The following is a 25,507-nucleotide window of genomic DNA, read 5'->3' as shown; positions in this document are numbered from 1 at the left end:
ATGGCGGTGCAGATCATCTGGGGCGGGACGCTCCTCACCGGCTTCGACGCCGCAGGCGAGCCGGTCCTGCTGCAGGATGCCGGCGTCGCCTGCGAGGCGGGGGCGATCCTCGCGACCGGGCCGCTCGCCGATCTGAAGGCGGCCTATCCCGAAGCGACCGTGACCGGCGGGCGCGACTTCGCGATCACGCCGGGCTTCGTCAACGCGCATCACCATGTCGGCCTGACGCCGCTGCAACTCGGCTCGCCGGACCACCCGCTGGAGCTCTGGTTCGCCAGCCGCATCGCGCTGCGCGATGTCGATCTCTATGCCGACACGCTGTTTTCCGCCTTCGAAATGATCGAGAGCGGCGTCACCACCGTTCAGCATCTCCACAGCCGCGCGCCGGGTACGCCGGCCGACATCCTTGCTGCCGCCGAGAAGGTCATCAGCGCCTATCGCGATATCGGCATGCGCGCCTCCTACTCGATGGCGCTGCGCGACCAGAACCGGCTCGTCTACGAGGCCGACCAGGATTTCGTCGCCCGCCTGCCGGAGGAGTTGCGTCCGGCGGCGAGTGCCTTCTTCCAGCGCTTCACCGTCCCGCTCGCCGACCAGGTCGCGGTTTTCGACGAATTGCTGGCGCGCCATGGCAACGGTGACCGCATCCGCATCCAGATCGCGCCCGCCAACCTGCACTGGCTCTCGGAGGAAGCCCTCGAGGTCACCGGCGAGCTGCAGCGCCGCACCGGGCTGCCGGTCCACATGCATGTGCTGGAGACGCCGTATCAGAAGGCCTATGCCCGCAAGCGCACGGGCGGCTCGGCGCTCGCTCATCTCGACCGGCTCGGCCTGCTCGGCCCGCATTTCACCATCGGCCATGGCGTCTGGATGAGCGAGGCCGATATCGAGCTCGCGGCCGATCGCGGCGTCTGCATCTGCCACAACTGCAGTTCGAATTTCCGGCTGAAGAGCGGCGTCGCCCCGGTCAACCGCTTTCTCGCCCGCAGCATTCCCGTCGCCATCGGCATCGACGAGGCCGGCATCAACGACGACCGCGACATGCTGCAGGAGATGCGGCTCGTCCTGCGCGCCCATCGCGAACCGGGCATCGACGCACCCCACCCCTCACCGGCGCAGGTGCTGCGCATGGCGACCGAAGGCGGCGCGCGCACGACGCCTTTTGCCGGCCGCATCGGCCGTCTGGAGCCGGGCATGGCGGCGGACCTCGTGATGTTCGACTGGCCGGCGGTGACCTTTCCCTATCAGGACGAGGGCCTCGGCTTCGTCGAGGTGCTGGTCCAGCGTGCCAAGGCGAAGGCAGTCCACAGCGTCATGATCGCCGGCGAATTCGTCTATCGCGAGCGCCGCTTCACCAGGCTCGACCGCGACGCTGTTCTGGCCGGCCTCGCCGAGGCGCTGGCGAAGCCGAAGACGCCGGCCGAGCGGGACCGCATCGCCCTGTCGCAGGCGCTGCTGCCGCATGTCCGGCGCTTCTACGACGGCTATCTCGACGGGCAGGGCGACGAGCCCTTCTATCGCCCGAGTGGGCGCTTCTGACGGGCTCACCTGCTGGATACCGGGCTCAGCGATCGCGGCCGTCATCCTGGGCGGCCGAAGGCCGACCGGGATCCATCATCGGGCGCAGTTGGAGCCCCCCGATGGATCCCGACCTGCGCCGCTGCGCGGCTGGTCCAAGATGACGGTGGAGGTTCATCGGTCTCCAGAAGCGACGCTCAATGCCCCCGCGAAACCCGCTTCTGCGCGAGCCGCACCGCCGCGGGGATCGGCGCGATCACCGGCACGGGGAAGCGCAGCGAGAGGGATTGCGCCGCCTGGCCGAGCGGGCCGCCGCCGATCACCAGCGCCTGCGCGCCCAGCGTCTCGATCGCTTCCTTGCAGGCCTCGGCCAGCGCCTCCACCAGCGTGGCGTGATCGGCCATGATCGCGTGGACGTCGCCCTTTGTCAGCGCTACGCCCCGGAACGTCTTCTCATGGCCATAGGCCTGGGCGAGCCCGGTGATCGAGGCGACGAGATCGGGCGTCGTCGTCACCACCGCGAAGGGCCGCCGGCCCGATCCCGCCTCGGCCATGCCGGCCTCGGCGATGCCTGTGACCGGGCAGGAGAGGCGAAGCCGCAGCGCCGCCAGGCCGGGATCACCGAAGGCGGCGATGATGACGCCGTCCGGCGGGGTGGTGGTGATCGTCCCCGTCAGCGCCTGCACCGCCTTGGCCGACTGGGCCAGTGCCTCCTCATTCGTGATCAGCGGCACGCCATAGGGCGCGCTCATGGCGTCGATCACGGTGCCGCCCGGTGCTGCCGCCTGGGCGATGGCACGCATCATGTTGGTCGTGGCGGCATTGGTGTTGGGGTTGATCAGCAGCAGGCGCATCAGGAACTCTCCGGCACGGCGGCGATGAACGCGCGCGCGATCTCGGCGCGGGTCGCGATCCAGAGTCGGTCGCGCCGGGCCGCCAGCAGGTTCATGATGTCGCGAAAGGCGGCGAAGCGCGCCGGGCGCCCGACGATCCGCAGGTGGAAGCCGAGATTGAGCAGCCGCGGCAGGCCCCGCGCGGCCTCGGCCTCGAGCACGTCGAGCGCGTCGGTGACGTACTCCACCATCTCGCGGGCACGGACGAAGCCGTTCGGGTGGAAGAACTTCATGTCGTTGCTGTCGAGCGCATAGGGCACGACGAGCAGGGGCGGGCGCCCCGGTGCGCGGTCCCAATAGGGCAAATCGTCGTCGAAGCCGTTGGAGGTGTAGAGAAAGCCGCGCTGCGCCAGAAGCTCCCGCGTCCAGGGGCTCTCCCCGCCGCGGCAGAAGAAGCCGACCGGCGCGACACCCGTCGCGGCGGTGATGGTGGCGACGCAGGCGTCGATGTCCGCAGCCTCCGCCTCTGCCGTCTCGTAATCGGCCTGGGGCCGCCAGCGCCAGCCATGCACCGCCGGCTCATGGCCGCGCGCCACCACCGCCTTCGCCAGCCCCGGCGAGCGTTCGACGGCGCGACCGCAGAAGAAGATCGTCGCGCGGATGTCGCTCTCGTCGAGCGCGTCGAGCATGCGCCAGAGCCCCGCGCGCGTGCCATAGCCGAAGATCTGCTCCTGGCCCTGGTCGCGCTTGCCGGCGGGAACGACGCTGATCACCTCGCCCATGCTTTCCGAGCGCGCATCGCCGTCGCCGACCTGAAGCTCCGCGCCCTCCTCGAAATTGATCACCACGGAGACGGCGAGCCGCCGGCCATTGGGCCAGGTGAAGTCCGGCCAGGCGCCGGCATAGCCTTCGAGGTCGCGCTGGGTCATGCGGCCATTCCTCGTTCAAGCCGTGCAAACGACGTCAACTCTTCCCCAGCTCCGCCAGCCAGTGCCGCGCGATCGCGTCGCGGCGCGCGAACCAGACACCGGGCTTCGACGCCGCATGCGCCAGGAAGCGCTCGAGCCCGCCGATCCGCCCGGGCCGGCCGATGATGCGCAGGTGCAGGCCGACCGACATCATCCGCGGCGCCGTGCCGCCTTCTGCGTAGAGTCGGTCGAAGGCGTCGATGCAGTAGCGCGCGAAATCGTCGCCGAAGACGAAGCCGCCGCCACGCTGGAAGCGCATGTCGTTGGTGTCGAAGGCATAGGGCAGCACCAGATGCGGTTCGCCCTCGACATCGACCAGAAAGGGAAGGTCGTCATTGTAGGCGTTGGAATCATAGAGAAAGCCGCCATGCTCCTTGAGCAGCCGGCGGGTGTTGATCGAGGTCGCCGAGCGCGTATGCCAGCCCACGGGGGGCGTGCCGGCGGCCTCCGTGATCGCCGCGACCGCGCGCGCGATCGCCTCGCGCTCCTGGGCCTCGTCCATATGGGCGTGCCGCTCCCAGCGCCAGCCATGGGCTGCGACCTCATGCCCGTCGGCCACCGCCTCCTGCACCAGCCAGGGCGAGAGCGCGACGGCGCGGCCATTGGCGTTCAGCGTCGCTGCCACGCCATATTGCTTCAGCAGCGCGCGGATGCGCGGCCAGCCGGCGCGCGGGCCGTATTCGAAATGCGATTCCATGCAGAGATCGCGCACGCCGGTGATCTCCTCGACCACCTCGTAGACGCTCTCGTTGCGCTCGTCGCCCTGGCCGATCGAGAGCTCCGCGCCCTCCTCGACATTGACGACGACGGAGACGGCGAGCCGCGCGTCGTTCGGCCAGCGGATCGCGGGCGGGGCGTCGCCATAGCCGCGGAAATCGCGGTCGCTTACCGGAGAAGCCATCAGAGATCGGCCATCCGGCGCAGGCCGACCAGCCGGTCGCCGATGACGAGCACGGCGGCGGCGAGCAGGATCAGGAGCGCGGAGATCGCCGCGATCGTCGGATCGGGGCTCTCCTCGACATATTGCAGCATCTGGATGGGCAATGTCTTGGTCCAGGCGTCGGTGAAGAAGATCGAGATCGGATAATTGTCCATCGACGCCAGGAAAGCGAACATTCCCGAGGTGAGGAAGGCCGGGGCGAGCGAGGGCACCAGCACCTTGAGAACAGCCTTGGGATAGGACAGGCCGAGCGTGCGGGCGGCGTCGATCAGCGTGAAGTCGAACAGCGAGAGCGCCGCATAGACGGTGCGCACCACGTAAGGCAGCGTGATCACGACATGGGCCAGGATCAGGCTCAGCCACACGTCGCGCAGGCCCGCCGCCCGGAAGCTCTCCAGCATCGCGATGCCGATGACGAGGCCGGGCAGCATCAGCGGCGAGACCAGGAAGGTGACGATGCCGTCGCGGCCGCGGAACTGGCCGCGCAGCAGGCCGATGGCGCAGAGCGTTCCGAGCAGAAGCGCAATCGCAGTCGACGCCGCCGCGAGCTGGACCGAGGTGGCGACCACCGGCCAGAGCTCGCGCGAACGGCCGAGCGCCTGGTACCAGCGCAGCGACCAGCTCGGCGCCGGCAGGGTGAAGACGGCGCTAGAGCCGAAGGACACCAGCACGGTGACGACGAGCGGCGTCAGCAGGAAGACCACCGTGAAGGCGGCCAGACCCCAGACGACGGCCGAGGCGATGCGCTCGATGGCCGTCACGACGCGCCTCCCAGCCGCTTCGAGAGCGCGGCGCTGCCGACCACGACGGCCACCGTCAGCACGAGCAGGACGACCGCCGTCGTCGATCCCAGCTGCTCGTTGCGCATGAACAGGAAGGATCGCCCGGTCAGCGTCGCCAGCGTCTGGAAACGGTCGCCGATCAGCAGGTTGGGGATGACATACATCGAGGCCGCCATCGAGAAGACGAAGGCGACGCCGGTGACGATGCCGGGCAGCGAGAGGGGCAGGGCGACCTTGAAGAAGCGGTAGAGCGGCGAGGCGCCCAGCGTCGCCGCCGCCTCGCCGAGCCGGGGATCGACCAGCTTCAGGACGGAATAGATCGGCAGGATCATGAAGGGCACGAAGACATTGGCCGCGCCGATCACGAGGCCGGCCTCGGTGAAGAGCAGGCGCTGCGGCTCGCTCCACAGGCCCAGCCCCATCATCAGTTGCGAGACCACGCCGTCGCGCCGCAGCACGATCTGCCAGGCGAAGGCCTTGACCGCGACGCCGACCGAGAGCGGCAGGATGATCGCCACCAGGATCAGCGCCTGAGCCGCGCCGCGTGCCCGCGCCAGGGCGAGCGCCGTCGGATAGCCGATCAGCAGGCACAGCAGCGTCACCAGCACCGCGATGCGCAGCGTGTTGCCGATCACGGTCCAGCTGAAGGGGTCGGACAGGAAGGCCACGAAGGGGGCGAGCGACGGCGCGCCGCCACTGAGCACGCTGCGGCCGAGCAGCATCAGCAGCGGCACGCCGTAGACGAGGGCGAGATAAAGCACTGCCGGCAGGGCCAGCAGCAGCACGGGATCGACGCGTCGCGAGGCGCTCATGCCGCGGCGCTCGGTGCTGGGTAGACCAGCGTGTCGTCGATCGCCCAGGACATCTTCAGCGACGTGCCGGGACCCGCTGCAGCCGGCAGGGACGGCGTCTCGACCAGGATCTGCCCGTCGGGCGGAGCCTGGAAATGCAGCTGCACCCGCGCCCCCTGGAAGGCGGCGTCGGCGAGGGGCGCCTCGATCCGGTTGGCGGCGCCATGGTCGAGCGCGATCCGCTCGGGCCTGACTCCGAGCAGGACCGGGCTGCCGGGCAGGAAGTTGCCCGGGCCGCGCAGCGGCCCGGCCGGCGTCGCAACGGTGACGATGCCGTTGGTGGAATCGGTGACGGTGCCGGGAAGCCGCGTCGAGAGGCCGACGAAGCCGAGCGCGAAGGGCGTCGCCGGTCTGGCATAGATGGCGGCCGGCGTATCGAGCTGCTCGATCCGGCCGCGATGCATCACCGCGATCCGGTCCGACATCGTCAGCGCCTCGTCCTGGTCGTGTGTGACGAAGATCGCGGTGGTGCCGACCTCGCGCAGCAGGCGCTTCAGGTCGATCTGCATGGTCTCGCGCAGCTTGCGGTCGAGCGCCGAGAAGGGCTCGTCGAGCAGCAGAAGCTTCGGCCCGACGACGAGCGCACGCGCCACCGCCACGCGCTGCTGCTGGCCCCCCGAGAGCGCCTTGATCGAGCGCTCGGCATAGGCGCCCATCTGCACGAGATCGAGGAAGCGCTTCACGGCCGGCGCGATCTCGCCCGATGGCGCGCCGCGCGCCTTGAGGCCGAAGGCGACATTCTCCGCCACGGTGAGATGCGGAAACAGCGCATAGCTCTGGAACACGACGCTGACGTCGCGCTTGTGCGGCGGCAGCCTCGTGATGTCCTGCCCGTCGAGCGCGACGCGGCCCTGATCAGGCCGCATCAGCCCGGCGACGATCCGCAGCAGCGTGGTCTTGCCGCAGCCCGAGGGACCGAGCAGCGAGACGAACTCGCCGCGGGCCATCGACAGATCGACGCCGTCGAGCACGGTGGCGGCGCCGAAGGTCTTGGCTGCTCCCGCGACGGACAGGAAACCGGGGCTCATGCTCAGATCGCCATCTCGCGATCCCAGCGCTTGATCCACTCGCCGCGCTGGGCGGCGACATTGGCCCAGTCGATCTGGTGGATCTTCACGTCGGCGCCCAGCCCCGCCGGCTTCGGCACCGCCTTGTTGGTGCCGATCGAGAAGGTCGGCCCCGCCAGCTTGTTCTGCAGCTCGGCGCCGAGCAGCTCGTTGACATAGGCGAAGGCGAGCTCCTGCTGCGGCGAGCCCTTCACGACCGCGATGCCCGACGGCATGGCGAAGACGCCTTCCTTCGGCGCGGCGAGGTCGATCGGCGCACCGGCCGCCTTGCGCTCCAGCGCATAGGAGGACATCGCCGGCCCGATCATCCAGGCCTCGCCCTGCTCGAGCAGATTGAAGGCCTGCGGCTGCTGCGTGTAGATCGTCAGCAGGTTGGGCTTCAGCGAGGCGAGCTTCTTGAAGCCGGCATCGGTGTCCTTCTGGACGCTCTCCATCGTCCCGCCCGCGAGCAGGCCGGCGACGAAGAGCGAGGGCAGGCCTTCTGTGTTCTGCAGCGAGGGAATGACGATGCGGCCCTTGTATTTCGGGTCGAACATCTCGGCCCAGGAGGAGGGCGGGGTCTTCATCGCGGTCTTGCTGTAGGCGACGCCGAGCCAGGGCTGGAGATAATTGGCCCACATGCCGTCCATATGGGTCGAGCCGGGCAGGAGATCGGCCATGTTCGGCGCCTTGGCCACGGTGAGCGGCTCGAGTAGCCCTTCCTTGACCGCCAGGATCATGACCGGATCGTCCATCTGGACGACGGACATGTAGGGCTTGTCCTTGTTTTTCTGCATCTTCTCGAGGTTCACAAGCGAGCGCGTGCCCTCGAAGATCACCTTGCAGTTATATTTCTTCTCGAACATCGGCACGACGGTCTGCTCGACCCAGGGCTTGTGCCCGGCGGCGCCGCCGACGACGAGTTCCTTCGTTTGGGCCCGCAGCACGGACGGGGCGGCGATCAGCGCCGTGGCGCCCAGGCCCGCTTTGAGGAGTGCGCGGCGGTTCGGCTTGCCTGCGGACAGCATATCCATGGTCGGACCTCTCGAATGCGGCGCGCTCCCGACGGCGCGAACATTGGGAGAGGTCAGCAACCGTCGTGCCAAGAGCGTGTTACAGTAGCAAGGCGCAAATAAAAATAATGATATCAGTCTTTTAGGCGGAGAGGCGGAATCGATCTCTGCGCCCCGGTTGAGCCCGTTGCGAGCGGCATTGGCGTGATTTTTGTGCACAATCGCTTCCCGAATGTGCATAAAAATAGGCCCGGTCGATGCTAGGATGGACCGATGGCGGGCGGTCGGTGCGCGGGCGGAGCAATGCTGTCGAGACGAGTGGGATGAACGAAGCGGCGATCCATACGATCCTCTCGCGCCTGCTGCTGGGAGGCTCGCTGCCGGGAGGCATGAAGCTCGGCGAGCACCGGCTCGCCGAGCTCTTCGGCGTCAGCCGCGAGCGCATCCGCAAGGTGCTGCACCGGCTCGGCCATGAGCGGCTGCTGGAGATCGTCAAGAACCGCGGCGCCTTCACCATCGAGCCGGATCTGCGCGAGGGCAGGGTCGTCTACGAGGCCCGCCGCATTCTGGAAAGCGGCATGGTCGCCCATCTCGCCGACCATCTGACCGAGGCGCAGATCGAGCGGCTGCGCGATCATGTCGATGCGGAGGCCGACGCCCTGCGCCGCGGCGACCAGGCGACATGGCAAAAACTCTCGGCCGAGTTCCATTTCCTGCTGGCGGAGATGATCGGCAACCCGATCGTCCAGCGCCAGGCGCACGAGCTGATCGGGCGGACGATCATGCTGGTGAAGCGCTATGAGACGACGCTCGGCTCGGCCTGCGGCTGCGAGGAGCACCGGCTGATCTTCAAGGCGCTGGCGGGCCGCGAGCGCGGCAGGGCGGTCAAGGCGATGAGCAGCCATCTTTCGCTGGTCGAGACCAGGCTGCGCCCGATCGTCTGCGACGATGCCGGCCCCTCGCTGGAGACGCTTCTGGAAGAGGCCATCGCCGCCTTCCGGACGGAGCAGGGTGAGGGGGCGAGCGCGCGCCGTGCGGCGGATGCGGCAACCGCCCCGCGCTGAGCGCGCGGCCCGGATGCGCCCCGTGCGGCGCGGATGCGATTGCGCAGCCGGACGGGGCGACTATCTCCCGACCACCCGGCGCCCATGAGCGGCACCGGCTCAGCCCCGGAGCCCGCCATGGCAGACCTCTCCGCCTTCAAGATCACGCAGCGCTGGCCGGCCCAGCACCCCGATCGCATCCAGCTCTACTCGTTGCCGACGCCGAACGGCGTGAAGGTCTCGATCGCGCTGGAGGAACTCGGCCTTCCCTACGAGCCGCACACCATCAATATCGGCCAGAACGAGACCTGGGGGCCGGAGTTCCTGTCGCTCAACCCCAACGGCAAGATCCCCGCGATCATCGACCCCGACGGTCCGGGCGGAAAGCCTTTCGGCCTGTGGGAGTCCGGCGCGATCCTGATCTATCTCGCCGAGAAGACCGGCAAGCTGCTGCCCGCCGATCCCGCCGCCCGCTACGAGACGATCCAGTGGGTGATGTTCCAGATGGCCGCTGTCGGCCCGATGTTCGGCCAGCTCGGCTTCTTCCACAAATTCGCCGGTAAGGACTACGAGGACAAGCGCCCGCGCGACCGCTATGCGAATGAGAGCAAGCGGCTGCTCGGCGTGCTGGAGGAGCGGCTGACCGGGCGCGACTGGATCATGGGTGCCGACTATACGATCGCCGACATCGCGCTGCTCGGCTGGGTGCGCAATCTCGTCGGCTTCTATGGCGCGGGCGAACTGGTCGATTACGCCAGTCTGAAGGCCGTGCCGGCCTGGCTCGAGCGCGGCCTGGCGCGACCCGCCGTCCAGCGCGGGCTCGAAATCCCCAAGCGGCCGGGTTGAGGGGCCGCGCCATGGCGATCACCCTCTACGGCATCAAGAACTGCGACACGATGAAGAAGGCGCGCGCCTGGCTGGACGGGCAGGGCGTCGCCTACGCCTTCCATGACTACAAGGCGAGCGGGATCGACCGGGCCTCGCTGATGCGCTGGGTCGGGGAGCATGGCTGGGAGACGGTGCTGAACCGCGCCGGCACCACCTTCCGCGCCCTGCCCGAGGCCGAAAAGCGGGGCCTCGACGCCGACAGGGCGATCGCGCTGATGCTGGCTCAGCCCTCGATGATCAAGCGCCCGGTCCTCGACCTCGGCGACCGGACGCTCGTCGGCTTCAAGCCGGAGATCTATGAGGCGAGTGTGAAACCGGCGGCGTGAATCGGCCGGATCGGCCTCAACGTCGGACATTTGAAGCGTCGGAGCAACGCGGGCTTGAGAATCCGCAATTATGGTCCGACGCATGATCGCTCCGTCTGCCGCAGCACGCCCCGCCTTCCCGAACGTCTCCTTCGGCCCTTTCCGCCTGCTGGAGGCAGTGCCCTGGCTGCTGGTCGCGGCGACGATGCGGGTCATCGCCTTCGCCGGCGGGCTGATTGCGCTGCCCGCCATCATGCTGGCCAACATCGCGCTCCTGCTCGCCTTCGTGATCGTGACCTGGCGGATGGTGCTGGCCACCGACGGACGCAGCGGGCTGGGGCTGCTCGGCCTGAGCCAGCAGATCGGGATGGCACGCGCCGTGCTGCCGCCGATCTTCGGGGTGCTCATGGCGGCGACGGTGGTGGCAGCGGTGACCGGCCTGACCGGCCGGCCGGGCGAGTTCATGCTCGGCTTCGATGGGATCGCTTTCGACCAGGCCAGCCATGCCGGCCGCCTCTGGAGCGCCTTGGTCGCCGCACTCGTGCTGCTGATGGTGCTGCAGGTTGACGAAGCGAAGAAGCCCAGCCTCCTCACGGCCATGCGGCGCTTCCGGGACCATGCGCGCTGGCTCGTCCCCGGTGTCCTGCTCGTGGCCGCGCTCGCTGTCTTGTTGCATCCCCTTCAGGGCTATGTGCGGGGCCTTGTCGTGCAGATGTGGCAGCAGTCGGAGCTGCCCATATCGGTCAAGAGCCTGCTGTCGATGGTCTTCATTTTCTCGTTCGCGACAGTGCGCCTGTGGCTGACGGTCGCCATCCTGGTCTTCGCGTTGCGCCAGTCCTATCGCGCGCGGGCCTGCAGCTGATGTTGCGGCAGGTGGTGCGGCCTCTTCCCTATTGACGCCCGCTGCTCTACCTCGCGGGCCATGACCGCATCGCCCCCGTCCGCGCCGGCCGCCCCCGTTCCCGCGACCGACTTCACCTTCCACCTCCACGCCCGCGACGGCGCCGCCCGGACGGGTGAGATCCGCATGCCGCGCGGGGTCATCCGCACGCCGGCCTTCATGCCGGTGGGCACGGCCGCAACCGTCAAGGGCATGTATCCCGACCAAGTGAGGGCGCTCGGCGCCGATGTCGTGCTCGGCAACACCTACCACCTGATGCTGCGGCCGGGCGCCGAGCGGATCGCGGGGCTTGGTGGCCTGCACCGCTTCATGAATTGGCCGCACCCGATCCTGACCGATTCCGGCGGTTTCCAGGTGATGTCGCTCGCCAATCTGCGCAAGCTGACCGAGGAGGGCGTCGCCTTCCGCTCTCATATCGACGGCTCGAAGCACATGCTCTCGCCGGAGCGTTCGGTCGAAATCCAGAACCTGCTCGGCTCCGACATCGTCATGCAGCTCGACGAATGCGTCTCGCTGCCCTGCGAGGACAAGGTGGCCGAGAAGGCGATGCGCCTGTCGCTGCGCTGGGCGCAGCGCTGCAAGGACGCCTTCGGCCACCATCCCGGCCGGGCGCTCTTCGGGATCGTCCAGGGCGGGGCGGTGCCGCATCTGCGCGTCGAGAGCGCGCGCGAGCTCGCGGCGATGGACCTCAAGGGCTATGCCGTCGGCGGTCTGGCGGTCGGCGAGCCGCAGGAGATCATGCTGGCGATGATCGAGACGGTCGAGCCGCATCTGCCGGTCGGGAAGCCGCGCTATCTGATGGGCGTCGGCACGCCCGACGACATCGTCGAGGCGGTGCGCCGCGGCATCGACATGTTCGACTGCGTGATGCCGACGCGGGCCGGCCGCCACGGTCAGATCTTCACCCGTTTCGGCCGGATGAACCTGAAGAATGCCAGACACGCGGACGATCCGCGCCCGGTCGACGAGGGTTCCTCCTGCCCGGCCGCCAATGGCTGGTCGCGCGCCTATCTCCACCACCTCGTCAAGGCGGAGGAGATGCTCGGCAAGATGCTGCTGACCTGGATCAACCTCGCCTATTACCAGGAGCTGATGGCCGGGCTGCGTGGCGCCATCGCCGAGGGGCGGCTGGAAGACTTCGTCGCGCAGACCAAGGAAGGCTGGGCGAGGGGCGACATCCCCGCCGCGCCGTGATCGACCCCTGGTTCCTGATGCTGGCGGCGAAGATGGCGACCGCCGCCGCCATCGTCGTCGGCTGCTCGCTGCTGGCCGAGCGCAGCGGGCCGCTGATCGCAGCGCTCATCGCCACCCTGCCGATTTCGGCCGGGCCGGTCCTGGTCTTCCTCGCGCTCGAGCACGACGCGGCCTTCATGGCGGTGAGCGCGCTCGGGGCCATGACCTCCAACGTCGCCAATGCCGGGCTGAGCTGCGCCTATGTGCTGCTGGCGCAGCGCTTCGGCACGCTGCTCTGCCTTGCCGCCGCGCTGGCCGCCTGGTGCGCCACGCTACTGCTGATGCGCGGGCTCGAGCCCTCCTTCCCGGTGATGACGGTCGCCACCATCGCCATCTATGGCGCGCTGCACCGGCTGTTCCGACCCTATCTTTCGGCGCGTCCCGACCGGCCGCCGGGGCGGCCCTGGTATCTCATCCCGATGCGGGCCGGCTTCGTCGCGGTTCTCGCCGGCGCGGTGACGACGCTGAGCGCCCATGTCGGGCCGGGCTGGTCGGGCTCGCTCGCCGCCCTGCCGGTCGTTCTCAGCAGCATGATCGCGATGCTGCAGCCCCGCATCGGCGGGCCCGCCACGGCCGCCGTTCTCGCCAATGGCGCGCTCCCGCTGATCGGCTTCGGTCTCGCGCTGGCGGCGCTGCATCTGACGGCCGTCCCGCTCGGCTCGGCCGCCGCGCTCAGTCTCGCGCTCGCCATCGCGATCGGCTGGAATCTCGGCGTGATGCGGCTAAGCCGCCGGGCGCGGTGAGCGCCGCCAGGATGCCACGAACAGGCCCGCGATGATCAGGCCGATGCCGGCGACCTGAAGCCCGCTCGGAATTTCGCCCAGCACGGGGATGGCGAGCAGCGTGCCGATGATCGGGATCGTCGGCGGGAAGCGCCCGGCTACCGCCGGCCCCATCCGCCGCGCTGCGACGCTCCACAGCCAGAGCCCGAGGATGACGTTCAGCACGCCCTGGTTGATGCCGTGCAGCACGATGACCCACCAGGGCGCGACGTCGAAGCCGCGGAAGAAGAACAGCGCGTAGAACGGCAGATAGGCCATCGACAGCACCGCGACGACGCTCGTCGCCTTCAAGGGGTCGAGCCGCCAGAGCTGGACCAGCAGCGGATACATCCCCCAGATCAGCCCGACGCCGACGAAGCAGAGATCACCGAACAGGATCGAGGGGTTGGTGTGGGTCGTGCCGGCAATGCCGAGGCAGGTCAGGCCGAGCAGCACGGCGACGATGCCGACGATGAGCTGGCGCGTGATGATGGCGCCGAACAGGGCGACGCTGCCGATGATCGAGATCACCGTCACGAGGCCGGGCCCGATGGTCGCGCCATGGGCGGCCGGCGCATAGGTCACGCCGGTCAGCAGCAGATAGCTCATCGGGAAGCCGCTCATCACCGCGAGCAGCACGCCGCGACCCCAGCCGATCTCGTTGCAGCTCTTCAGGCCTCCGGCGACGAAGCCCGGCAGCAGCAGCAGGCCCGCGATGCCGAAGCGCAGGGCGAGGAGATCATGTGAGGTCAGGCCGTTCAGCACCGCATGCCGGCTGACCACGAAATTCGAGCCGAAGATCAGCATCGCCAGAACCATGCCGGCGAAGGCCAGCCGCCACAGGCGCCGGTCTCGCAGGCGGGCGGCTTCCGACAGGGGCGCGGTCTGGTGCATCAGCCGGTATCGCCCGGTTCAGCCCCCCGGCGATAGCGCATGGGCCGCATGGCCCCCGCGCGAAATCCGCGTTGCCGCGTGCCCGGCGCATGGGTCCGGAAACAATACGAGACGAAACGCCGCAATTGCTCCCTGCTTCGGCCCCGTGGGTGCCAGGCGCCGGTGGTCTTGTGGCTCCGTTCACGGAGGAAAGTCGGACATGACGGATTCGGTCTTCACGGCCACGGCCAAATTCCTGCGCGGCGTCGGAACCCAGGCGACCGTCTCGGTCGCCGCCTCAGCGCTGGCGGCGGTCGTGCTGGCCCTGCCGTCGGGCACTCCGCTGCCGTTCTTCGGCGCCTCCGCGCAGACGGATACGGCGGTTGCGCGGCAGGAACGCTGGGTCTCGCCGGTGGCGTCGGACGGCAAGATCCGCGAGCGCCATCAGGATGCGGCGGGAAGCGAGGCGCCGCTGCGGGCGTCACAGGGGCTGATCAGCCCGGCGGCGATCGTCATGCCGATGTCGCTCGACTGGAAGCAGCCCGCGACCCCGGTCACCGCTCTGCGGCAGGAGCGGCCTGTCACCGCCGAGCCGCGGCTGCATGTTGCGCAGGCGCAGGCAGCGGTGACGGTTCCGCCGTCCCCGCCGCGTCGCCCCGTCGTCGAGCGTGCGGTGGTGACCGCGGAGGCCGCTCCCCTCCCGATCACACCGGCCGTTCAGGCCGCGGCAGCCCCGTCCCAGTCCTCATTGAAGGTTCTGGGGGTGGCGCTGCCCACCCCGGTCGCCCGCGTCGGCGACGCGATGTCCGGGGCGGTCGGTGTCGTCGGCGCGGCCGGCATCTGGACGCTGTCGCGCGCCTCCAGCCTGCTGCCGCGCCTGTGACGGCTCAGGCGAGGGCCTTCAGCGCGCTGCGGCCAGCATAGATCGCCTGCGCGCCGAGTTCCTCCTCGATGCGCAGGAGCTGGTTGTACTTGGCGGTCCGGTCCGAACGGGCGAGCGAGCCGGTCTTGATCTGCCCGCAATTCGTCGCGACCGAGAGGTCGGCGATGGTCGAATCCTCGGTCTCGCCCGAGCGGTGGGACATCACGGCGGTGTAGCCGGCGCGCTGCGCCATCTCGACGGCCGCCAGCGTCTCGGTCAGCGAGCCGATCTGGTTGACCTTGACCAGGATCGAGTTGGCCGTCTTGCCCTTGATGCCCTGCGACAGGCGGGTGACGTTGGTCACGAAGAGATCGTCGCCGACGAGCTGGCACTTGGAGCCGACGAGGTCGGTCAGCGCCTTCCAGCCCTCCCAGTCGTCCTCGGACATGCCGTCCTCGATCGAGACGATCGGATAGTTGCCGACGAGCTTGGCGAGATACTTCGCCTGCGCCTTGGGATCGCGCGTCTTGCGCTCGCCCTCATAGACGTAAGACCCGTCCTTGAAGAACTCGGTCGCGGCACAGTCGAGTGCGAGCGCGATGTCCTCGCCCGGCTTGTAGCCGGCGGCCTCGATCGCGGACATGACGAAGTCGAGCGCGGCTTCCGCCGACTTGATGTTGGGGGCGAAGCCGCCCTCGTCGCCGACATTGGTGTTGTGGCCGGCGTCGTGCAGCTTCTTCTTCAGCGTGTGGAAGATCTCCGAGCCCATCCGCAGCCCCTCCGAAAAGGAGGGCGCGCCGATCGGCATGATCATGAATTCCTGGAAGTCGATCGGGTTGTCGGCATGGGCGCCGCCATTGACGATGTTCATCATCGGCACGGGCAGGACGCGGGCCGAGGTGCCGCCGACATAGCGGTAGAGCGGCAGGCCGGCCGCCTCGGCCGCGGCCTTGGCGACGGCGAGCGAGACGCCGAGGATAGCGTTGGCGCCGAGCTTGCTCTTGTTGGGGGTGCCGTCGAGCGCGATCATCGCCTCGTCGATCGCGACCTGGTCCTCGGCGTCCATCGCGACGAGCTGTTCGGCGATGGCGACGTTGACGGCCTCGACCGCCTTGAGCACGCCCTTGCCGAGATAGCGGCTCTTGTCGCCGTCACGCAGTTCGACGGCCTCATGTGCGCCGGTCGACGCGCCTGACGGCACCGCGGCGCGGCCCATCGAGCCGTCCTCCAGCACGACATCGACCTCGACCGTCGGGTTGCCGCGGGAATCGAGAATCTGGCGGCCGATGATGTCGATAATCGCGGTCATGGAAGGGCTCCGTGGCGGGCACAGGGGAGGGCGTCGGCCGTGCTTCTAGCCAAGCGCCCGGCTCGCGGGAAGCCCCGATCGCCCGAGAGAGTCGTCCGGTTGCCGCCTGCGACCGTCGACTTTGCCTCCCCGGAACGGCCTGCCGCTTGCGGTCCTGACGGTGCCGACAACGGCGCTGTTCCATCGGGAGACGACAATGTTCCAGATCTGGTCCGACAACCGCCGGCCCTCAGGCGCGATCGTGCTGGCCTCGATCACCGTCACGGTCCTCTACTGGAGCGGCCTATGCCTCGTCGCCGGCCGCCCGATCTGGTTCTGGTGAGGGCTGCGGCACCGGCGCCCGCGAAAACCGGTTCCCACCCGGCCTGACCTTGCTCTAGAAGGCGGCCAACCTCAGGAGCCTTCCATGTCCCTCGATGCCGCGACCCTGCAACTCGGTCAGCAGACCGGTCTGCCCGCCTCGCCCGAGGAGGCGCGCCTCGACCGCGTGCCCAATCCCCATGCCGGGACCGCCTATCTCGCCCGCTTCACCTGCCCGGAATTCACCTCGATCTGCCCGGTCACCGGCCAGCCGGATTTCGGCATCCTCGTCATCGACTATCTGCCAGGGAAATGGCTGGTCGAGTCGAAGTCGCTGAAGCTCTATCTCGGCGCCTTCCGCAATCACGGCGCCTTCCACGAGGACTGCACCATCGGCATCGGCAAGACGCTCGTCGAGCTGCTCGAGCCGGAATGGTTCCGCATCGGCGGCTACTGGTATCCGCGCGGCGGGATCCCGATCGACGTCTTCTGGCAGACCGGCGAGCCGCCCAAGGGCCTTTGGCTGCCCGATCAGGGCGTCGCGCCCTATCGCGGGCGCTGACGTCCTGACCGAGGGCCGGCGCTGAGCCTCACTGCGAGAGGCGCAGGCTGGTCAGCGACTGGCCGATCGACTGGAAGGCGGCGGTGAGGGCTGCCGAGTCCGTCGCGTCGTAGTAGTGACCCGAACTGCTCGCGCAGCCCTGCAGCATCGTCTTGGCTGCGACGTCCGTCACCGCGAAGGCGACGGTGAACACCTCGATCTTCTTCGACTTGGCGTATTCGCAGATCTTCGAGGTGTCGTTGTTGGTCGTCGTGACGTGCCCGTTGTTGGTCGCATTCTGGTGAGTGCCGTCCGAGGCGCGGAAGTACATCGTGTTTGCCCCATCGGTCATCAGCACGAGTGCCTTGCGCGGCATCTTGTTCGCGGTGTCGTAAGCCTTGCCCTCGGAGAAGGGCGCGGTCGGGGACAGTACATTGACGCCCCAGATGAGCCCACCGGGAATATAGGTGGAGGGCTTATAGCCACCGATATTGATGATCAGGCTGTCGATCGCAGCCGTCAGCACGGTCTTGTCGGACGTGAGGGGAACGATCGGGTTGAGGCAGCGCTGGCTGGTGCCGAGGAACCCCGGATAGGGCGAGGTGGGCTCGCTGTCGTTCAGGCGGAGCTCGCCTGTCTTCCGCGACTGGACGCAGCCAAACCACTTGTAGTTGGTGACCGTGGTCTTTGCCGGCGTGCCGCCACTGCAGGACTGATAGGGCGTGACGGGCTGCTGGACGCAGGTCTGCGGCGTGCAGTCATAAGTCGACACGACGCCATCGGTGGTCGATGTGCAGGTCTTGGGGGCGCCCTTCGTGCAGACCTGTTTGGTCGTCACGGTGGTGCAGGTGTAAGGCACGGCGGGGGTGGTGTTGGTGACGGAGTAATCGGCCGGCACCGAAACCCAATTCTGGTTGCGGTTACCGACGCCCACGTTCACATAGTCGGCAAAGGGCACGATCCCGATCTTCACATTGCTGCCGCCCTGCGTGAGGATCGTGTTGATCAGGTTTTTGGCGGCTGATTTCAGCACGGTGATCTTCGAGCCGCCGCCGCCGGCGCTGTCCGACATGGACCAGGTGTTGTCGAGGACGAGCGCCATCTCGACCGTGCCCGTGACCTCCTTCAGCGCCGCGGCGCGCGTGCTGTAGGCCATGGTCTTGATGCCGGCGATCGCCATCAGCGACGTGTCGAGGACGCCGCTGCTTTCGATCGTCACAGTCCCCGTCGATTCCTGGAAATCGAACTTCGTGATCTGAATGTTCTGGCCGCCCAGTCCCGCTGTGTTGGCGACGAAGAATTTCTCGGCCGCTGCGCGCATCGTCGCGGCGTCCTTGCTGGGCAGCCTCGCGGCGGCCAGCGCGGCGGAATCCGTTGCTGCTTGCAGACCGGAATGCGCCTTGGTCAGGCGTCCGTAGTCCATCACCACCCCGGCCATGCAGATCAGCACGACGCCGGCGAAGGCGAACATGGTCACGGTGGCGCCCGCCTCGTCGCGGCGAAAGCAGGAAGCGACTCCGAGCAGGGCATCGCGGTAGGACTGGCGCATCGCAGCCTCTCATCTCTGGCGGCGGCCCACAGATGCAACCGCAAGGTCGCGAGCCTGGAGCCGATCAAGATGCCTGCGTTATGCGGCCGAGAGGTTGCGATTCCGTTCCGTCAATCGTCGAAACTCGACGATGTCCGGCATTTAAGCGAAATTCAGGTTCGGCTGCTCGGCACCGGCAGGATCCGCGGCGTGAGATAGCCGAACAGGACGATCGCGGCGGCGAAGAGCAGGATCGCCGCAGGCGCGCCCAGCGCATGCATGGCCGCGCCCATCGCCAGTGGCCCCGTCGCCTGGCCCAGGAAGAAGCAGCAGGCGAAGAGCGCCATGGCCGATCCGCGTGCCGCCGGCGCGAGCTCCGTGGCCTGTGCCTGAAAGGTGCCGTGCAGGAGGAAGAAGCCGAAACCCTGCAGCGCGAAGAGCGGGATCGCGCTCCACCAGGGCCAGTCGAAGGCGAAAAGGGCAAGCCCGATCGCACAGACCACGCCGCCCGTCCGCGTCATCCGCGTCGGGCCGAGGCGCTCGACGAGGATACGCGTCAGCAACCCGTAGACCAGGCAACCGAATCCCATGCCGGCGATGGCGAGCCCGGCCTCGCCCGGCCCGACGCCCGAGCGCTCAAACAGGATCGCCGCGACATAGGCCGGAATGCCGAAGAGCAGGATGCCCTCGATCACGACGAGGCCGTAGAGCAGCTTGGTGCGCGGATTGGCGAAGACGATCCTGTAATTCGCCAGCGCACCCGCGACGCTCAGCGCCTGTCGGGTCACGTTCCGGCGCGGCTTCAGCACGATCGCGACCAGCACCGCCGCCAGCGCCGCGACGCCCGCTGCCGAGAGGAAGGCGGCGCGCCAGCCGAGATGGGTCGCGATCAGCCCGGAACAGGCCGAGCCCGACATCTGGCCGATGATCATCAGCACCAGGAAGCGGCCGAGCGCGACCTGGCGCTCCTGCATCGGCGCCCGGTCGCCGATGGCCGCCATCGCGATCGGGATGATCCCGCCCGAGGCGATGCCGGTGACGCCGCGGACCACGGCCATGATCTCGTAGGACTGCGACAGCGCCGCCACCGTCGAGAACAGGGCGAGCGCCAGCAGGCAGGTCAGGATCGTGCGGATCTTGCCGACCGCATCCGCGACGGGGCCGAGAAAGGGCTGGCCCAGCGCATAGGCCAGCGAGAACCCGGTCACCATCATCACGATCTGCGGCACGCTACGCCCGAACTCGCCGGCGAGCGTCGGGATCAGCGGATCGATGATCCGCATCGTGAAGGTCGAGGCGAAGCCGCAGGCTCCGAGGACGAGAATGAGGGCGGGCAGTGGGGTGGGAGCCGGCGCGGCGGCCGGCGCCGGGGGCGGTGTGTCAGACATAAGCCAGCGTAGGCTTGGCCCGTGCCTTGGCAAGTCGATCGAAGCCTTGCAGCTCTGCAATCAGCGCAGGGAAGGCCGAGAGCGGCACCATGTTTGGCCCGTCGCTGGGGGCGCTGTCGGGGTCCTCATGCGTCTCGATGAAGACGCCGGCGACGCCGACGGCGACCGCAGCACGCGCCAGTACGGGCACGAATTCGCGCTGCCCGCCGCTCGATGAGCCCTTGCCACCGGGCTGCTGGACGGAGTGGGTGGCGTCGAAGATCACCGGCGCACCGATCGTCTGCGCCATGATCGGCAGGGCGCGCATGTCGGAGATGAGCGTGTTGTAGCCGAAGGAGGCGCCCCGTTCCGTCACCATGACATTGGGGTTGCCGCTCTCGGTGATCTTGGCGGCGACGTTGACCATGTCCCAGGGGGCGAGGAACTGGCCCTTCTTGACGTTGACGACGCGGCCGGTCCGGGCCGCCGCCACCAGCAGGTCCGTCTGCCGGCAGAGGAAGGCGGGGATCTGCAGCACATCGACGCATTCCGCCACGGCGGCGCACTGGCTCGCCTCATGGACGTCGGTCAGCACCGGCAGGCCGGTCTGCTCGCGGATCTCGGCGAAGACAGGCAGCGCCGCCTCCAGCCCCATGCCGCGCGCAGCCTTGACGCTGGTCCGGTTCGCCTTGTCGAAGGACGTCTTGAAGACGAGCCCGATCCCGAGCTCCTCCGCGATCTCCTTCAGCGCGAAGGCCGTTTCCAGCGCGTGGTCGCGACTTTCCATCTGGCAGGGGCCGGCGATCACGGCGAGCGGCAGGGCATTGCCGAAGCGCACCGGTGAGGCGAGATCCGCTCCTACGGTCACGATGGCGTTGGCGGTCATGATCGACGTCTCCCGTCCTGTCAGGCGCCGGGCTTTGGACCCTCCGCCCCGGCGGGTCAACCCGCCGCGCCGAGACGCCGCAGCTGCGCGGCTGCCGTGCGAACGCACTGGCGAAGCAGTCGCGAGGTCTGTAAATTCAGTCGCGACGCATTATGTCGGTCAGGTCAGGACAGGGATCGATCTTGGGAACGACGGCTGCGAGCACGATGCGGGGGAGGGCTGCCAGGGGCGCCGGAAACGGTCCCGCTTGGCCCGTGACCGCCCGCACCCCCCTGGTGATGGCCGATCGGCCGCGCCGCGCGGGCCCGCCCGCCGATGGTGGCCGGGAAGGCGCCGGCACCGCGGTCCTGACGCGGACGCGGACCCGCAAGCCCAACCTCTATCGGGTCCTGCTTCTGAACGACGACTACACCCCGATGGAGTTCGTCGTTCACGTCCTCGAGCGGTTCTTCCAGAAGGACCGCGCCGCGGCCACGCAGATCATGATGCATGTGCATCAGAACGGCGTCGGCGAATGCGGCGTCTTCACCTACGAGGTCGCCGAGACGAAGGTGACCCTCGTGATGGACCTTGCACGCAAGCACATGCATCCGCTCCAATGCGTGATGGAGAAGAAGTAGCGTCTTGAGTCCGTTCGCACCCCTTGAATCGGAATAGGAGCGCAATCCGTGCCGAGTTTCTCGCGCAGTCTCGAACAGGCGCTTCACCGGGCTCTGGCGCTCGCCAATGAGCGCCACCACGAATACGCCACCCTGGAACATCTGCTGCTGGCGCTGGTCGACGACCAGGACGCGGCTGCGGTCATGCGCGCCTGCAGCGTCGATCTCGACACGCTGCGGCGCAGCCTCGTCGACTATATCGACGCCGAGCTCGCCAATCTGGTCACCGACGGGCGCGACGATTCCAAGCCGACCGCCGGCTTCCAGCGCGTGATCCAGCGCGCCGTCATCCATGTCCAGTCCTCGGGCCGCGAGGAGGTGACCGGCGCCAATGTGCTCGTCGCCATGTTCGCCGAGCGCGAGAGCCATGCCGCCTACTTCCTGCAGGAGCAGGACATGACGCGCTACGACGCGGTGAACTACATCAGCCACGGCATCGCCAAGCGCCCCGGTGCGAGCGAGTCGCGGCCTGTCCGCGGTGTCGAGGAGGAGCCCGAGCAGCAGCGGGATTCGCGCGCCGCCGATTCCGGCAACGACGCCGACAAGGACAAGAAGAAGAAGGAAAGCGCCCTCGACGCCTATTGCGTCAATCTCAACCGCAAGGCGCGCGACGGCCGGATCGACCCGCTGATCGGCCGCGAGGCCGAGGTCCAGCGCACGATCCAGATCCTCTGCCGCCGGCAGAAGAACAATCCGCTGCTCGTCGGTGATCCCGGCGTCGGCAAGACTGCCATCGCCGAAGGACTTGCGCTCAAGATCACCCGCGGCCAGGTGCCCGAGGTGCTTGAGGACGCCACCGTCTTCTCGCTCGACATGGGCACGCTGCTCGCCGGCACCCGCTATCGCGGCGATTTCGAGGAGCGCCTCAAGCAGGTGATGAAGGAGATCGAGGCCCATCCCAAGGCGATCATGTTCATCGACGAGATCCACACGGTGATCGGCGCTGGTGCGACCTCGGGCGGCGCGATGGACGCCTCGAATCTGCTCAAGCCGGCGCTCGCCTCGGGCAGCCTGCGCTGCATCGGCTCGACCACCTACAAGGAGTACCGCCAGTACTTCGAGAAGGACCGGGCGCTGGTTCGCCGCTTCCAGAAGATCGACGTGAGCGAGCCCTCGATCCCGGATGCGGTCGAGATCCTGAAGGGGCTGAAGCCCTATTTCGAGGAGTTTCACAAGCTTCGCTACACCAACGACGCCATCAAGGCTGCGGTGGAGCTGTCCGCGCGCTACATTCATGACCGGAAGCTGCCGGACAAGGCGATCGACGTCATCGACGAGACCGGCGCCTCGCAGATGCTGGTGCCCGAGAACAAGCGCAAGAAGACCATCGGCGTGAAGGAGATCGAGGCGGCCATCGCTACCATGGCGCGCATCCCCGCCAAGACCGTCTCCAAGGACGATGCCGAGGTGCTGCGCAATCTCGAGACGACGCTGAAGCGCACCGTCTACGGGCAGGAAAAGGCGATCGAGGCGCTGTCCTCCTCGATCAAGCTCGCCCGCGCCGGCCTGCGCGACGGCGAGAAGCCGATCGGGTGCTATCTGTTCGCGGGGCCCACCGGCGTCGGCAAGACCGAGGTCGCTCGCCAGCTCGCCACCTCGCTCGGCGTCGAGCTGATCCGCTTCGACATGTCGGAATATATGGAGCGCCACACCGTCTCGCGGCTGATCGGCGCGCCTCCGGGCTATGTCGGCTTCGACCAGGGCGGGCTCCTGACCGACCAGATCGACCAGCATCCGCACAGCGTGCTGCTGCTCGACGAGATCGAGAAGGCCCATCCCGACCTTTTCAACATCCTCCTGCAGGTGATGGACCACGGCAAGCTGACCGACAACAACGGCAAGCAGGTCGATTTCAGGAACGTCATCCTGATCATGACGACCAATGCCGGCGCCGCCGACATGGCCCGCAACGCCTATGGCTTCACCCGGCAGAAGCGCGAGGGCGACGACACGGAGGCGATCAACAAGCTCTTCGCGCCGGAATTCCGCAACCGGCTCGACGCGGTCGTCTCCTTCGGCCATCTGCCCAAGACGGTCGTCGCCCGGGTCGTCGACAAGTTTGTGCTGCAGCTCGAGGCCCAGCTCGCCGACCGCAACGTCACGATCGAGCTGTCGGACGAGGCCCGCGAGTGGCTGGTCGAGAACGGCTATGACGAGGCCATGGGCGCCCGCCCGATGGCCCGCCTGATCCAGCAGACGATCAAGACGCCGCTCGCCGACGAGGTGCTGTTCGGTCGGCTGAAGAATGGCGGCGCGGTCCGCGTCGTGGTCGTGCAGTCCGAAACCGGCATCAAGGTGCTCGGCCTCGAATTCCCCGACGGCCCGGTCAAGCCGAAGCCGGAGAAGGACGTGGCCGCCGCAGCCGAGAAGCGCGAGCGCAAGCCGCGTGCCAAGGCCGCCGCCGCCAAGCCGGCTCCCGCTGCGCCGCGTCGCAGCGGTCCCGCCGGCAAGGCGGGCAAGGGCGACGGTGGCGGCAAGGGCGATGGTGGGAAAGGACCGGAGGCTCCCAAGGCCCAGCGTTCGGTCCGCACCGTCCCGAAAGTCCCGCTGACCAAGGCTTGAGACCGTGTTGTTCAGGCGCAAGACCGATACGCTGCTGGCTCATGCGGCCGAGCCGGCGCCGGAGCAGTCCGCTCCGGCGCGCAAGGAAAAGTTGAGCTGGTTCGAGAAGCGGGACCGGCGCCGACGCCGGCGCAAGGTGTTCGAGGAGATCCTGGGCTGGATCCTCGTCCCCGCCTTCATCTACCTGATCTATCTCGGCGTGCAGGCGATCGGCGGCATCCCGAAGGAAATCATCGACTTCGGCAACGAACTGTTCGGGTTCGTGATGAAGGGCGGTCGCTGAGAGGCGCAGGTGGCCGGCGCCCCTGCAGCCGGCGCAATCCCCGCTGCTCATCGCAGTGGCTCGGCGGGCCGGGCCGGGTCGTCTAGAAGGCGGGTACCGTCCCCGCCAGCGGGGCCGGCCCGATCTCCCGCCCTCCGAGCCGCCTGCGTGCTGACATCCTCATGACCGTATCCGCCGAGTGGAGCTGGTGGCGCGTCGCGCTGGCCGGCATGCGCGATGCGCTGTCGCTGCCGGCCTGGGTCGTCGGCTTCGGCTTGGTCGGCATCGGCTCGCTGGCGCGCGATGTCGGCTATCCGGTCGAGGTCGCGGTGCTCTCGACCATGCTGGTCTGGGCCGGCCCCTCGCAGGTCATCTTCTTCGCCTCGATCGCGGCCGGCGCGGCCTGGAGCGCGATCGCGATCGCGGTCGGCTTCGCCTCGCTGCGCTTCCTGCCGATGACGGTGGCGATCCTGCCCTTGCTGCGCCGCCCGGGGCAGGGTGTCTGGATGCAGCTCCTCCTCGCGCATTACGTCGCGGTGACGGCCTGGACGGAAGGGCTTCGCCGCTTGCCGCATGTGCCGCCGGCCCAGCGCGTCGCCTATTTCCTCGGCTTTGCCAACACCTGCATGGCGACGAGCTCGGTCGGCACCTTCCTCGGCTACTATCTGATCGGCGCCCTGCCGATCCCCTTCGCCGCCGGCCTGCTCTGCCTGACGCCGATCTTCTTTCTCGCCTCGCTCACGGCGGGGCTGCGCCACCGCGGCGACGCCGCCGCCATCGTTCTCGGTCTCGCGCTGGCGCCGATCTGCGACCGCTTTATCGGCGGCGGCTTCGATCTCATCGTCGCCGGGCTGATCGCGGGTACGATCGCTTTCGCCCTGCGGCCGAAGCGGGCGGCGCCATGACCGGGACGATCACGCAGCCGATTGCCTGGCTAGACGGGCCGTGGTGGCCCTATCTCGCCCTCATCCTCTTCGCGGTGCTGCCGACCGAGATCTGGCGCTGGCTCGCCGTGGCCTTCTCGCGCCGGATCGACGCCGACTCGCCCGCGCTCGAATGGGTGAGGGCGGTGGCGACGGCGCTGCTCGCCGGCATCGTCGCCAAGCTGATCGTCGCGCCGCCGGGGGCGCTGGCCGCCGTGCCGCTCGCGCTGCGGGTCGGCGCGCTCTCGGTCACGCTCGCGATCATGCTGTTCGACCGCCGCCGGGTCCTGCTCGCGGTGCTGGCGGGCGAGGCGACGCTGATCGGCGGCGCCTATGTGCTGCTGGCGCTGTGA

Annotated in this window: 27 protein-coding genes; 15 read left to right on the top strand and 12 right to left on the bottom strand. The window is 68.4% G+C overall.

Translation table 11 applies throughout. The features are described from left to right. The gene (locus tag ACFPN9_RS24640) at positions 1–1,539 is read left to right on the top strand and encodes an amidohydrolase family protein (RefSeq protein ID WP_066721295.1); all 1,539 of its coding nucleotides are present in this window, start codon (positions 1–3) and stop codon (positions 1,537–1,539) included. Positions 1,540–1,715: 176 nt separating this feature from the next. Here ACFPN9_RS24640 and ACFPN9_RS24635 read toward each other — a convergent pair whose 3' ends face one another. From ACFPN9_RS24635 to ACFPN9_RS24605, 7 genes are read right to left on the bottom strand one after another with little or no spacing between them, the layout of a single operon-like run. Beyond that, positions 1,716–2,372 carry an aspartate/glutamate racemase family protein gene (locus ACFPN9_RS24635; RefSeq protein WP_066721297.1) on the bottom strand — a complete coding sequence of 219 codons (657 nt, stop codon included), beginning with the start codon at positions 2,370–2,372 and terminating at the stop codon, positions 1,716–1,718. Then, a complete protein-coding gene (locus ACFPN9_RS24630) occupies positions 2,372–3,280 on the bottom strand; it encodes a polysaccharide deacetylase family protein (protein WP_066721298.1) in 909 nt (302 codons plus the stop codon). Before ACFPN9_RS24630 ends, ACFPN9_RS24635 begins: the two co-directional genes overlap by 1 nt. A gap of 34 nt (positions 3,281–3,314) precedes the next feature. Next, positions 3,315–4,220: an allantoinase PuuE gene (locus ACFPN9_RS24625; RefSeq protein ID WP_082735100.1), complete on the bottom strand. Its 906-nt coding sequence runs from the start codon at positions 4,218–4,220 to the stop codon at positions 3,315–3,317. Further along, positions 4,220–5,020 (bottom strand): ABC transporter permease, encoded by an 801-nt coding sequence (locus ACFPN9_RS24620; protein ID WP_066721302.1) that lies wholly within the window; start codon positions 5,018–5,020, stop codon positions 4,220–4,222. Before ACFPN9_RS24620 ends, ACFPN9_RS24625 begins: the two co-directional genes overlap by 1 nt. Next, positions 5,017–5,853 carry an ABC transporter permease gene (locus ACFPN9_RS24615; protein ID WP_066721303.1) on the bottom strand — a complete coding sequence of 279 codons (837 nt, stop codon included), beginning with the start codon at positions 5,851–5,853 and terminating at the stop codon, positions 5,017–5,019. The genes ACFPN9_RS24620 and ACFPN9_RS24615 overlap by 4 nt, the downstream gene beginning before the upstream one ends. After that, positions 5,850–6,920 (bottom strand): ABC transporter ATP-binding protein, encoded by a 1,071-nt coding sequence (locus ACFPN9_RS24610; protein WP_377817804.1) that lies wholly within the window; start codon positions 6,918–6,920, stop codon positions 5,850–5,852. The genes ACFPN9_RS24615 and ACFPN9_RS24610 overlap by 4 nt, the downstream gene beginning before the upstream one ends. A 2-nt stretch (positions 6,921–6,922) precedes the next feature. Continuing rightward, positions 6,923–7,972 (bottom strand): ABC transporter substrate-binding protein, encoded by a 1,050-nt coding sequence (locus ACFPN9_RS24605; RefSeq protein WP_066721310.1) that lies wholly within the window; start codon positions 7,970–7,972, stop codon positions 6,923–6,925. A 302-nt stretch (positions 7,973–8,274) separates the two neighbouring features. On the opposite strand from ACFPN9_RS24605, the gene ACFPN9_RS24600 reads away from it, so the two are divergent. The 6 genes from ACFPN9_RS24600 (at position 8,275) to ACFPN9_RS24575 (ending at position 13,064) form a co-directional block, all read left to right on the top strand. Next, positions 8,275–9,015 carry a GntR family transcriptional regulator gene (locus ACFPN9_RS24600; RefSeq protein WP_066721312.1) on the top strand — a complete coding sequence of 247 codons (741 nt, stop codon included), beginning with the start codon at positions 8,275–8,277 and terminating at the stop codon, positions 9,013–9,015. 117 nt (positions 9,016–9,132) lie between these two features. Continuing rightward, complete coding sequence (locus tag ACFPN9_RS24595; protein WP_066721314.1) at positions 9,133–9,840, top strand: glutathione S-transferase N-terminal domain-containing protein; 708 nt, start codon at positions 9,133–9,135, stop codon at positions 9,838–9,840. An 11-nt stretch (positions 9,841–9,851) separates the two neighbouring features. Further along, positions 9,852–10,208, top strand: a complete 357-nt coding sequence (locus ACFPN9_RS24590) for an ArsC family reductase (RefSeq protein WP_066721316.1) — start codon at positions 9,852–9,854, stop codon at positions 10,206–10,208. Positions 10,209–10,290: 82 nt separating this feature from the next. Next, positions 10,291–11,049, top strand: coding sequence for a hypothetical protein (locus ACFPN9_RS24585; RefSeq protein WP_066721318.1), 759 nt, complete (start codon positions 10,291–10,293; stop codon positions 11,047–11,049). Between the two features lie 60 nt (positions 11,050–11,109). Continuing rightward, a complete protein-coding gene (gene tgt / locus ACFPN9_RS24580) occupies positions 11,110–12,282 on the top strand; it encodes a tRNA guanosine(34) transglycosylase Tgt (RefSeq protein ID WP_066721320.1) in 1,173 nt (390 codons plus the stop codon). Then, entirely contained in the window at positions 12,279–13,064 is a 786-nt protein-coding gene (locus ACFPN9_RS24575; protein ID WP_245289748.1) for a hypothetical protein, read from the top strand. The genes tgt and ACFPN9_RS24575 overlap by 4 nt, the downstream gene beginning before the upstream one ends. On the opposite strand, the gene ACFPN9_RS24570 is transcribed toward ACFPN9_RS24575, so the two are convergent. Further along, positions 13,044–13,976 carry a DMT family transporter gene (locus tag ACFPN9_RS24570; RefSeq protein WP_066716583.1) on the bottom strand — a complete coding sequence of 311 codons (933 nt, stop codon included), beginning with the start codon at positions 13,974–13,976 and terminating at the stop codon, positions 13,044–13,046. The two genes, ACFPN9_RS24575 and ACFPN9_RS24570, sit on opposite strands and share 21 nt — an antisense overlap. A gap of 199 nt (positions 13,977–14,175) precedes the next feature. On the opposite strand from ACFPN9_RS24570, the gene ACFPN9_RS24565 reads away from it, so the two are divergent. Continuing rightward, a complete protein-coding gene (locus ACFPN9_RS24565; protein ID WP_066716580.1) occupies positions 14,176–14,838 on the top strand; it encodes a hypothetical protein in 663 nt (220 codons plus the stop codon). A 4-nt stretch (positions 14,839–14,842) separates the two neighbouring features. Here the strand turns inward: ACFPN9_RS24565 and eno are convergent, their stop codons facing one another. Beyond that, positions 14,843–16,126, bottom strand: a complete 1,284-nt coding sequence (eno, locus tag ACFPN9_RS24560) for a phosphopyruvate hydratase (protein ID WP_066716571.1) — start codon at positions 16,124–16,126, stop codon at positions 14,843–14,845. Positions 16,127–16,322: 196 nt separating this feature from the next. Between eno and ACFPN9_RS24555 the strand changes: the two genes are divergently transcribed. Together ACFPN9_RS24555 and queF are read left to right on the top strand one after the other, a co-directional pair. Continuing rightward, a complete protein-coding gene (locus ACFPN9_RS24555) occupies positions 16,323–16,448 on the top strand; it encodes a hypothetical protein (protein WP_280939914.1) in 126 nt (41 codons plus the stop codon). Between the two features lie 84 nt (positions 16,449–16,532). Then, on the top strand, positions 16,533–16,988 hold the full coding sequence (queF, locus tag ACFPN9_RS24550) for a preQ(1) synthase (protein WP_066716567.1): 456 nt from the start codon (positions 16,533–16,535) through the stop codon (positions 16,986–16,988). 28 nt (positions 16,989–17,016) lie between these two features. On the opposite strand, the gene ACFPN9_RS24545 is transcribed toward queF, so the two are convergent. The 3 genes from ACFPN9_RS24545 to kdsA all read right to left on the bottom strand — a co-directional run bounded on the left by ACFPN9_RS24545 (position 17,017) and on the right by kdsA (position 20,748). Continuing rightward, positions 17,017–18,516, bottom strand: a complete 1,500-nt coding sequence (locus ACFPN9_RS24545; protein ID WP_066716564.1) for a vWA domain-containing protein — start codon at positions 18,514–18,516, stop codon at positions 17,017–17,019. 152 nt (positions 18,517–18,668) lie between these two features. Continuing rightward, entirely contained in the window at positions 18,669–19,883 is a 1,215-nt protein-coding gene (locus tag ACFPN9_RS24540) for an MFS transporter (RefSeq protein ID WP_066716562.1), read from the bottom strand. Then, complete coding sequence (kdsA, locus tag ACFPN9_RS24535; RefSeq protein WP_066716559.1) at positions 19,876–20,748, bottom strand: 3-deoxy-8-phosphooctulonate synthase; 873 nt, start codon at positions 20,746–20,748, stop codon at positions 19,876–19,878. Before kdsA ends, ACFPN9_RS24540 begins: the two co-directional genes overlap by 8 nt. A gap of 278 nt (positions 20,749–21,026) precedes the next feature. Here kdsA and clpS point away from each other — a divergent pair, with 278 nt between their 5' ends. The 5 genes from clpS (at position 21,027) to ACFPN9_RS24510 (ending at position 25,507) form a co-directional block, all read left to right on the top strand. Continuing rightward, positions 21,027–21,368 (top strand): ATP-dependent Clp protease adapter ClpS, encoded by a 342-nt coding sequence (gene clpS / locus ACFPN9_RS24530; RefSeq protein WP_066716606.1) that lies wholly within the window; start codon positions 21,027–21,029, stop codon positions 21,366–21,368. A gap of 48 nt (positions 21,369–21,416) precedes the next feature. Next, entirely contained in the window at positions 21,417–23,969 is a 2,553-nt protein-coding gene (gene clpA / locus ACFPN9_RS24525) for an ATP-dependent Clp protease ATP-binding subunit ClpA (RefSeq protein ID WP_066716550.1), read from the top strand. A 7-nt stretch (positions 23,970–23,976) separates the two neighbouring features. After that, on the top strand, positions 23,977–24,252 hold the full coding sequence (locus tag ACFPN9_RS24520) for a hypothetical protein (RefSeq protein WP_066716547.1): 276 nt from the start codon (positions 23,977–23,979) through the stop codon (positions 24,250–24,252). 161 nt (positions 24,253–24,413) lie between these two features. Then, positions 24,414–25,136: an AzlC family ABC transporter permease gene (locus ACFPN9_RS24515; RefSeq protein ID WP_066716544.1), complete on the top strand. Its 723-nt coding sequence runs from the start codon at positions 24,414–24,416 to the stop codon at positions 25,134–25,136. Continuing rightward, positions 25,133–25,507 (top strand): AzlD domain-containing protein, encoded by a 375-nt coding sequence (locus ACFPN9_RS24510; RefSeq protein WP_066716542.1) that lies wholly within the window; start codon positions 25,133–25,135, stop codon positions 25,505–25,507. The genes ACFPN9_RS24515 and ACFPN9_RS24510 overlap by 4 nt, the downstream gene beginning before the upstream one ends.

Source organism: Allobosea massiliensis, from assembly GCF_042655245.1.
Taxonomy (GTDB): Bacteria; Pseudomonadota; Alphaproteobacteria; order Rhizobiales; family Beijerinckiaceae; genus Allobosea; species Allobosea massiliensis.
Note: the sequence above shows the minus strand (reverse complement) of the source record. Positions and strands in the feature narration are given on the sequence as shown.

What these genes read in the sequence shown, in the direction of transcription:
- ACFPN9_RS24565 (WP_066716580.1), top strand. Translation starts at nt 14,176, where the DNA reads ATGACGGATTCGGTCTTCACGGCCACGGCCAAATTCCTGCGCGGCGTC.
- ACFPN9_RS24515 (WP_066716544.1), top strand. Translation starts at nt 24,414, where the DNA reads ATGACCGTATCCGCCGAGTGGAGCTGGTGGCGCGTCGCGCTGGCCGGC.
- ACFPN9_RS24605 (WP_066721310.1), bottom strand. Translation starts at nt 7,972, where the DNA reads ATGGATATGCTGTCCGCAGGCAAGCCGAACCGCCGCGCACTCCTCAAA.
- ACFPN9_RS24590 (WP_066721316.1), top strand. Translation starts at nt 9,852, where the DNA reads ATGGCGATCACCCTCTACGGCATCAAGAACTGCGACACGATGAAGAAG.
- ACFPN9_RS24635 (WP_066721297.1), bottom strand. Translation starts at nt 2,372, where the DNA reads ATGCGCCTGCTGCTGATCAACCCCAACACCAATGCCGCCACGACCAAC.
- ACFPN9_RS24570 (WP_066716583.1), bottom strand. Translation starts at nt 13,976, where the DNA reads ATGCACCAGACCGCGCCCCTGTCGGAAGCCGCCCGCCTGCGAGACCGG.
- ACFPN9_RS24510 (WP_066716542.1), top strand. Translation starts at nt 25,133, where the DNA reads ATGACCGGGACGATCACGCAGCCGATTGCCTGGCTAGACGGGCCGTGG.
- ACFPN9_RS24630 (WP_066721298.1), bottom strand. Translation starts at nt 3,280, where the DNA reads ATGACCCAGCGCGACCTCGAAGGCTATGCCGGCGCCTGGCCGGACTTC.
- ACFPN9_RS24625 (WP_082735100.1), bottom strand. Translation starts at nt 4,220, where the DNA reads ATGGCTTCTCCGGTAAGCGACCGCGATTTCCGCGGCTATGGCGACGCC.
- clpS (WP_066716606.1), top strand. Translation starts at nt 21,027, where the DNA reads ATGGCCGATCGGCCGCGCCGCGCGGGCCCGCCCGCCGATGGTGGCCGG.
- eno (WP_066716571.1), bottom strand. Translation starts at nt 16,126, where the DNA reads ATGACCGCGATTATCGACATCATCGGCCGCCAGATTCTCGATTCCCGC.
- ACFPN9_RS24595 (WP_066721314.1), top strand. Translation starts at nt 9,133, where the DNA reads ATGGCAGACCTCTCCGCCTTCAAGATCACGCAGCGCTGGCCGGCCCAG.
- ACFPN9_RS24615 (WP_066721303.1), bottom strand. Translation starts at nt 5,853, where the DNA reads ATGAGCGCCTCGCGACGCGTCGATCCCGTGCTGCTGCTGGCCCTGCCG.
- ACFPN9_RS24610 (WP_377817804.1), bottom strand. Translation starts at nt 6,920, where the DNA reads ATGAGCCCCGGTTTCCTGTCCGTCGCGGGAGCAGCCAAGACCTTCGGC.
- ACFPN9_RS24555 (WP_280939914.1), top strand. Translation starts at nt 16,323, where the DNA reads ATGTTCCAGATCTGGTCCGACAACCGCCGGCCCTCAGGCGCGATCGTG.
- ACFPN9_RS24640 (WP_066721295.1), top strand. Translation starts at nt 1, where the DNA reads ATGGCGGTGCAGATCATCTGGGGCGGGACGCTCCTCACCGGCTTCGAC.
- queF (WP_066716567.1), top strand. Translation starts at nt 16,533, where the DNA reads ATGTCCCTCGATGCCGCGACCCTGCAACTCGGTCAGCAGACCGGTCTG.
- tgt (WP_066721320.1), top strand. Translation starts at nt 11,110, where the DNA reads ATGACCGCATCGCCCCCGTCCGCGCCGGCCGCCCCCGTTCCCGCGACC.
- kdsA (WP_066716559.1), bottom strand. Translation starts at nt 20,748, where the DNA reads ATGACCGCCAACGCCATCGTGACCGTAGGAGCGGATCTCGCCTCACCG.
- ACFPN9_RS24585 (WP_066721318.1), top strand. Translation starts at nt 10,291, where the DNA reads ATGATCGCTCCGTCTGCCGCAGCACGCCCCGCCTTCCCGAACGTCTCC.
- ACFPN9_RS24600 (WP_066721312.1), top strand. Translation starts at nt 8,275, where the DNA reads ATGAACGAAGCGGCGATCCATACGATCCTCTCGCGCCTGCTGCTGGGA.
- ACFPN9_RS24540 (WP_066716562.1), bottom strand. Translation starts at nt 19,883, where the DNA reads ATGTCTGACACACCGCCCCCGGCGCCGGCCGCCGCGCCGGCTCCCACC.
- ACFPN9_RS24545 (WP_066716564.1), bottom strand. Translation starts at nt 18,516, where the DNA reads ATGCGCCAGTCCTACCGCGATGCCCTGCTCGGAGTCGCTTCCTGCTTT.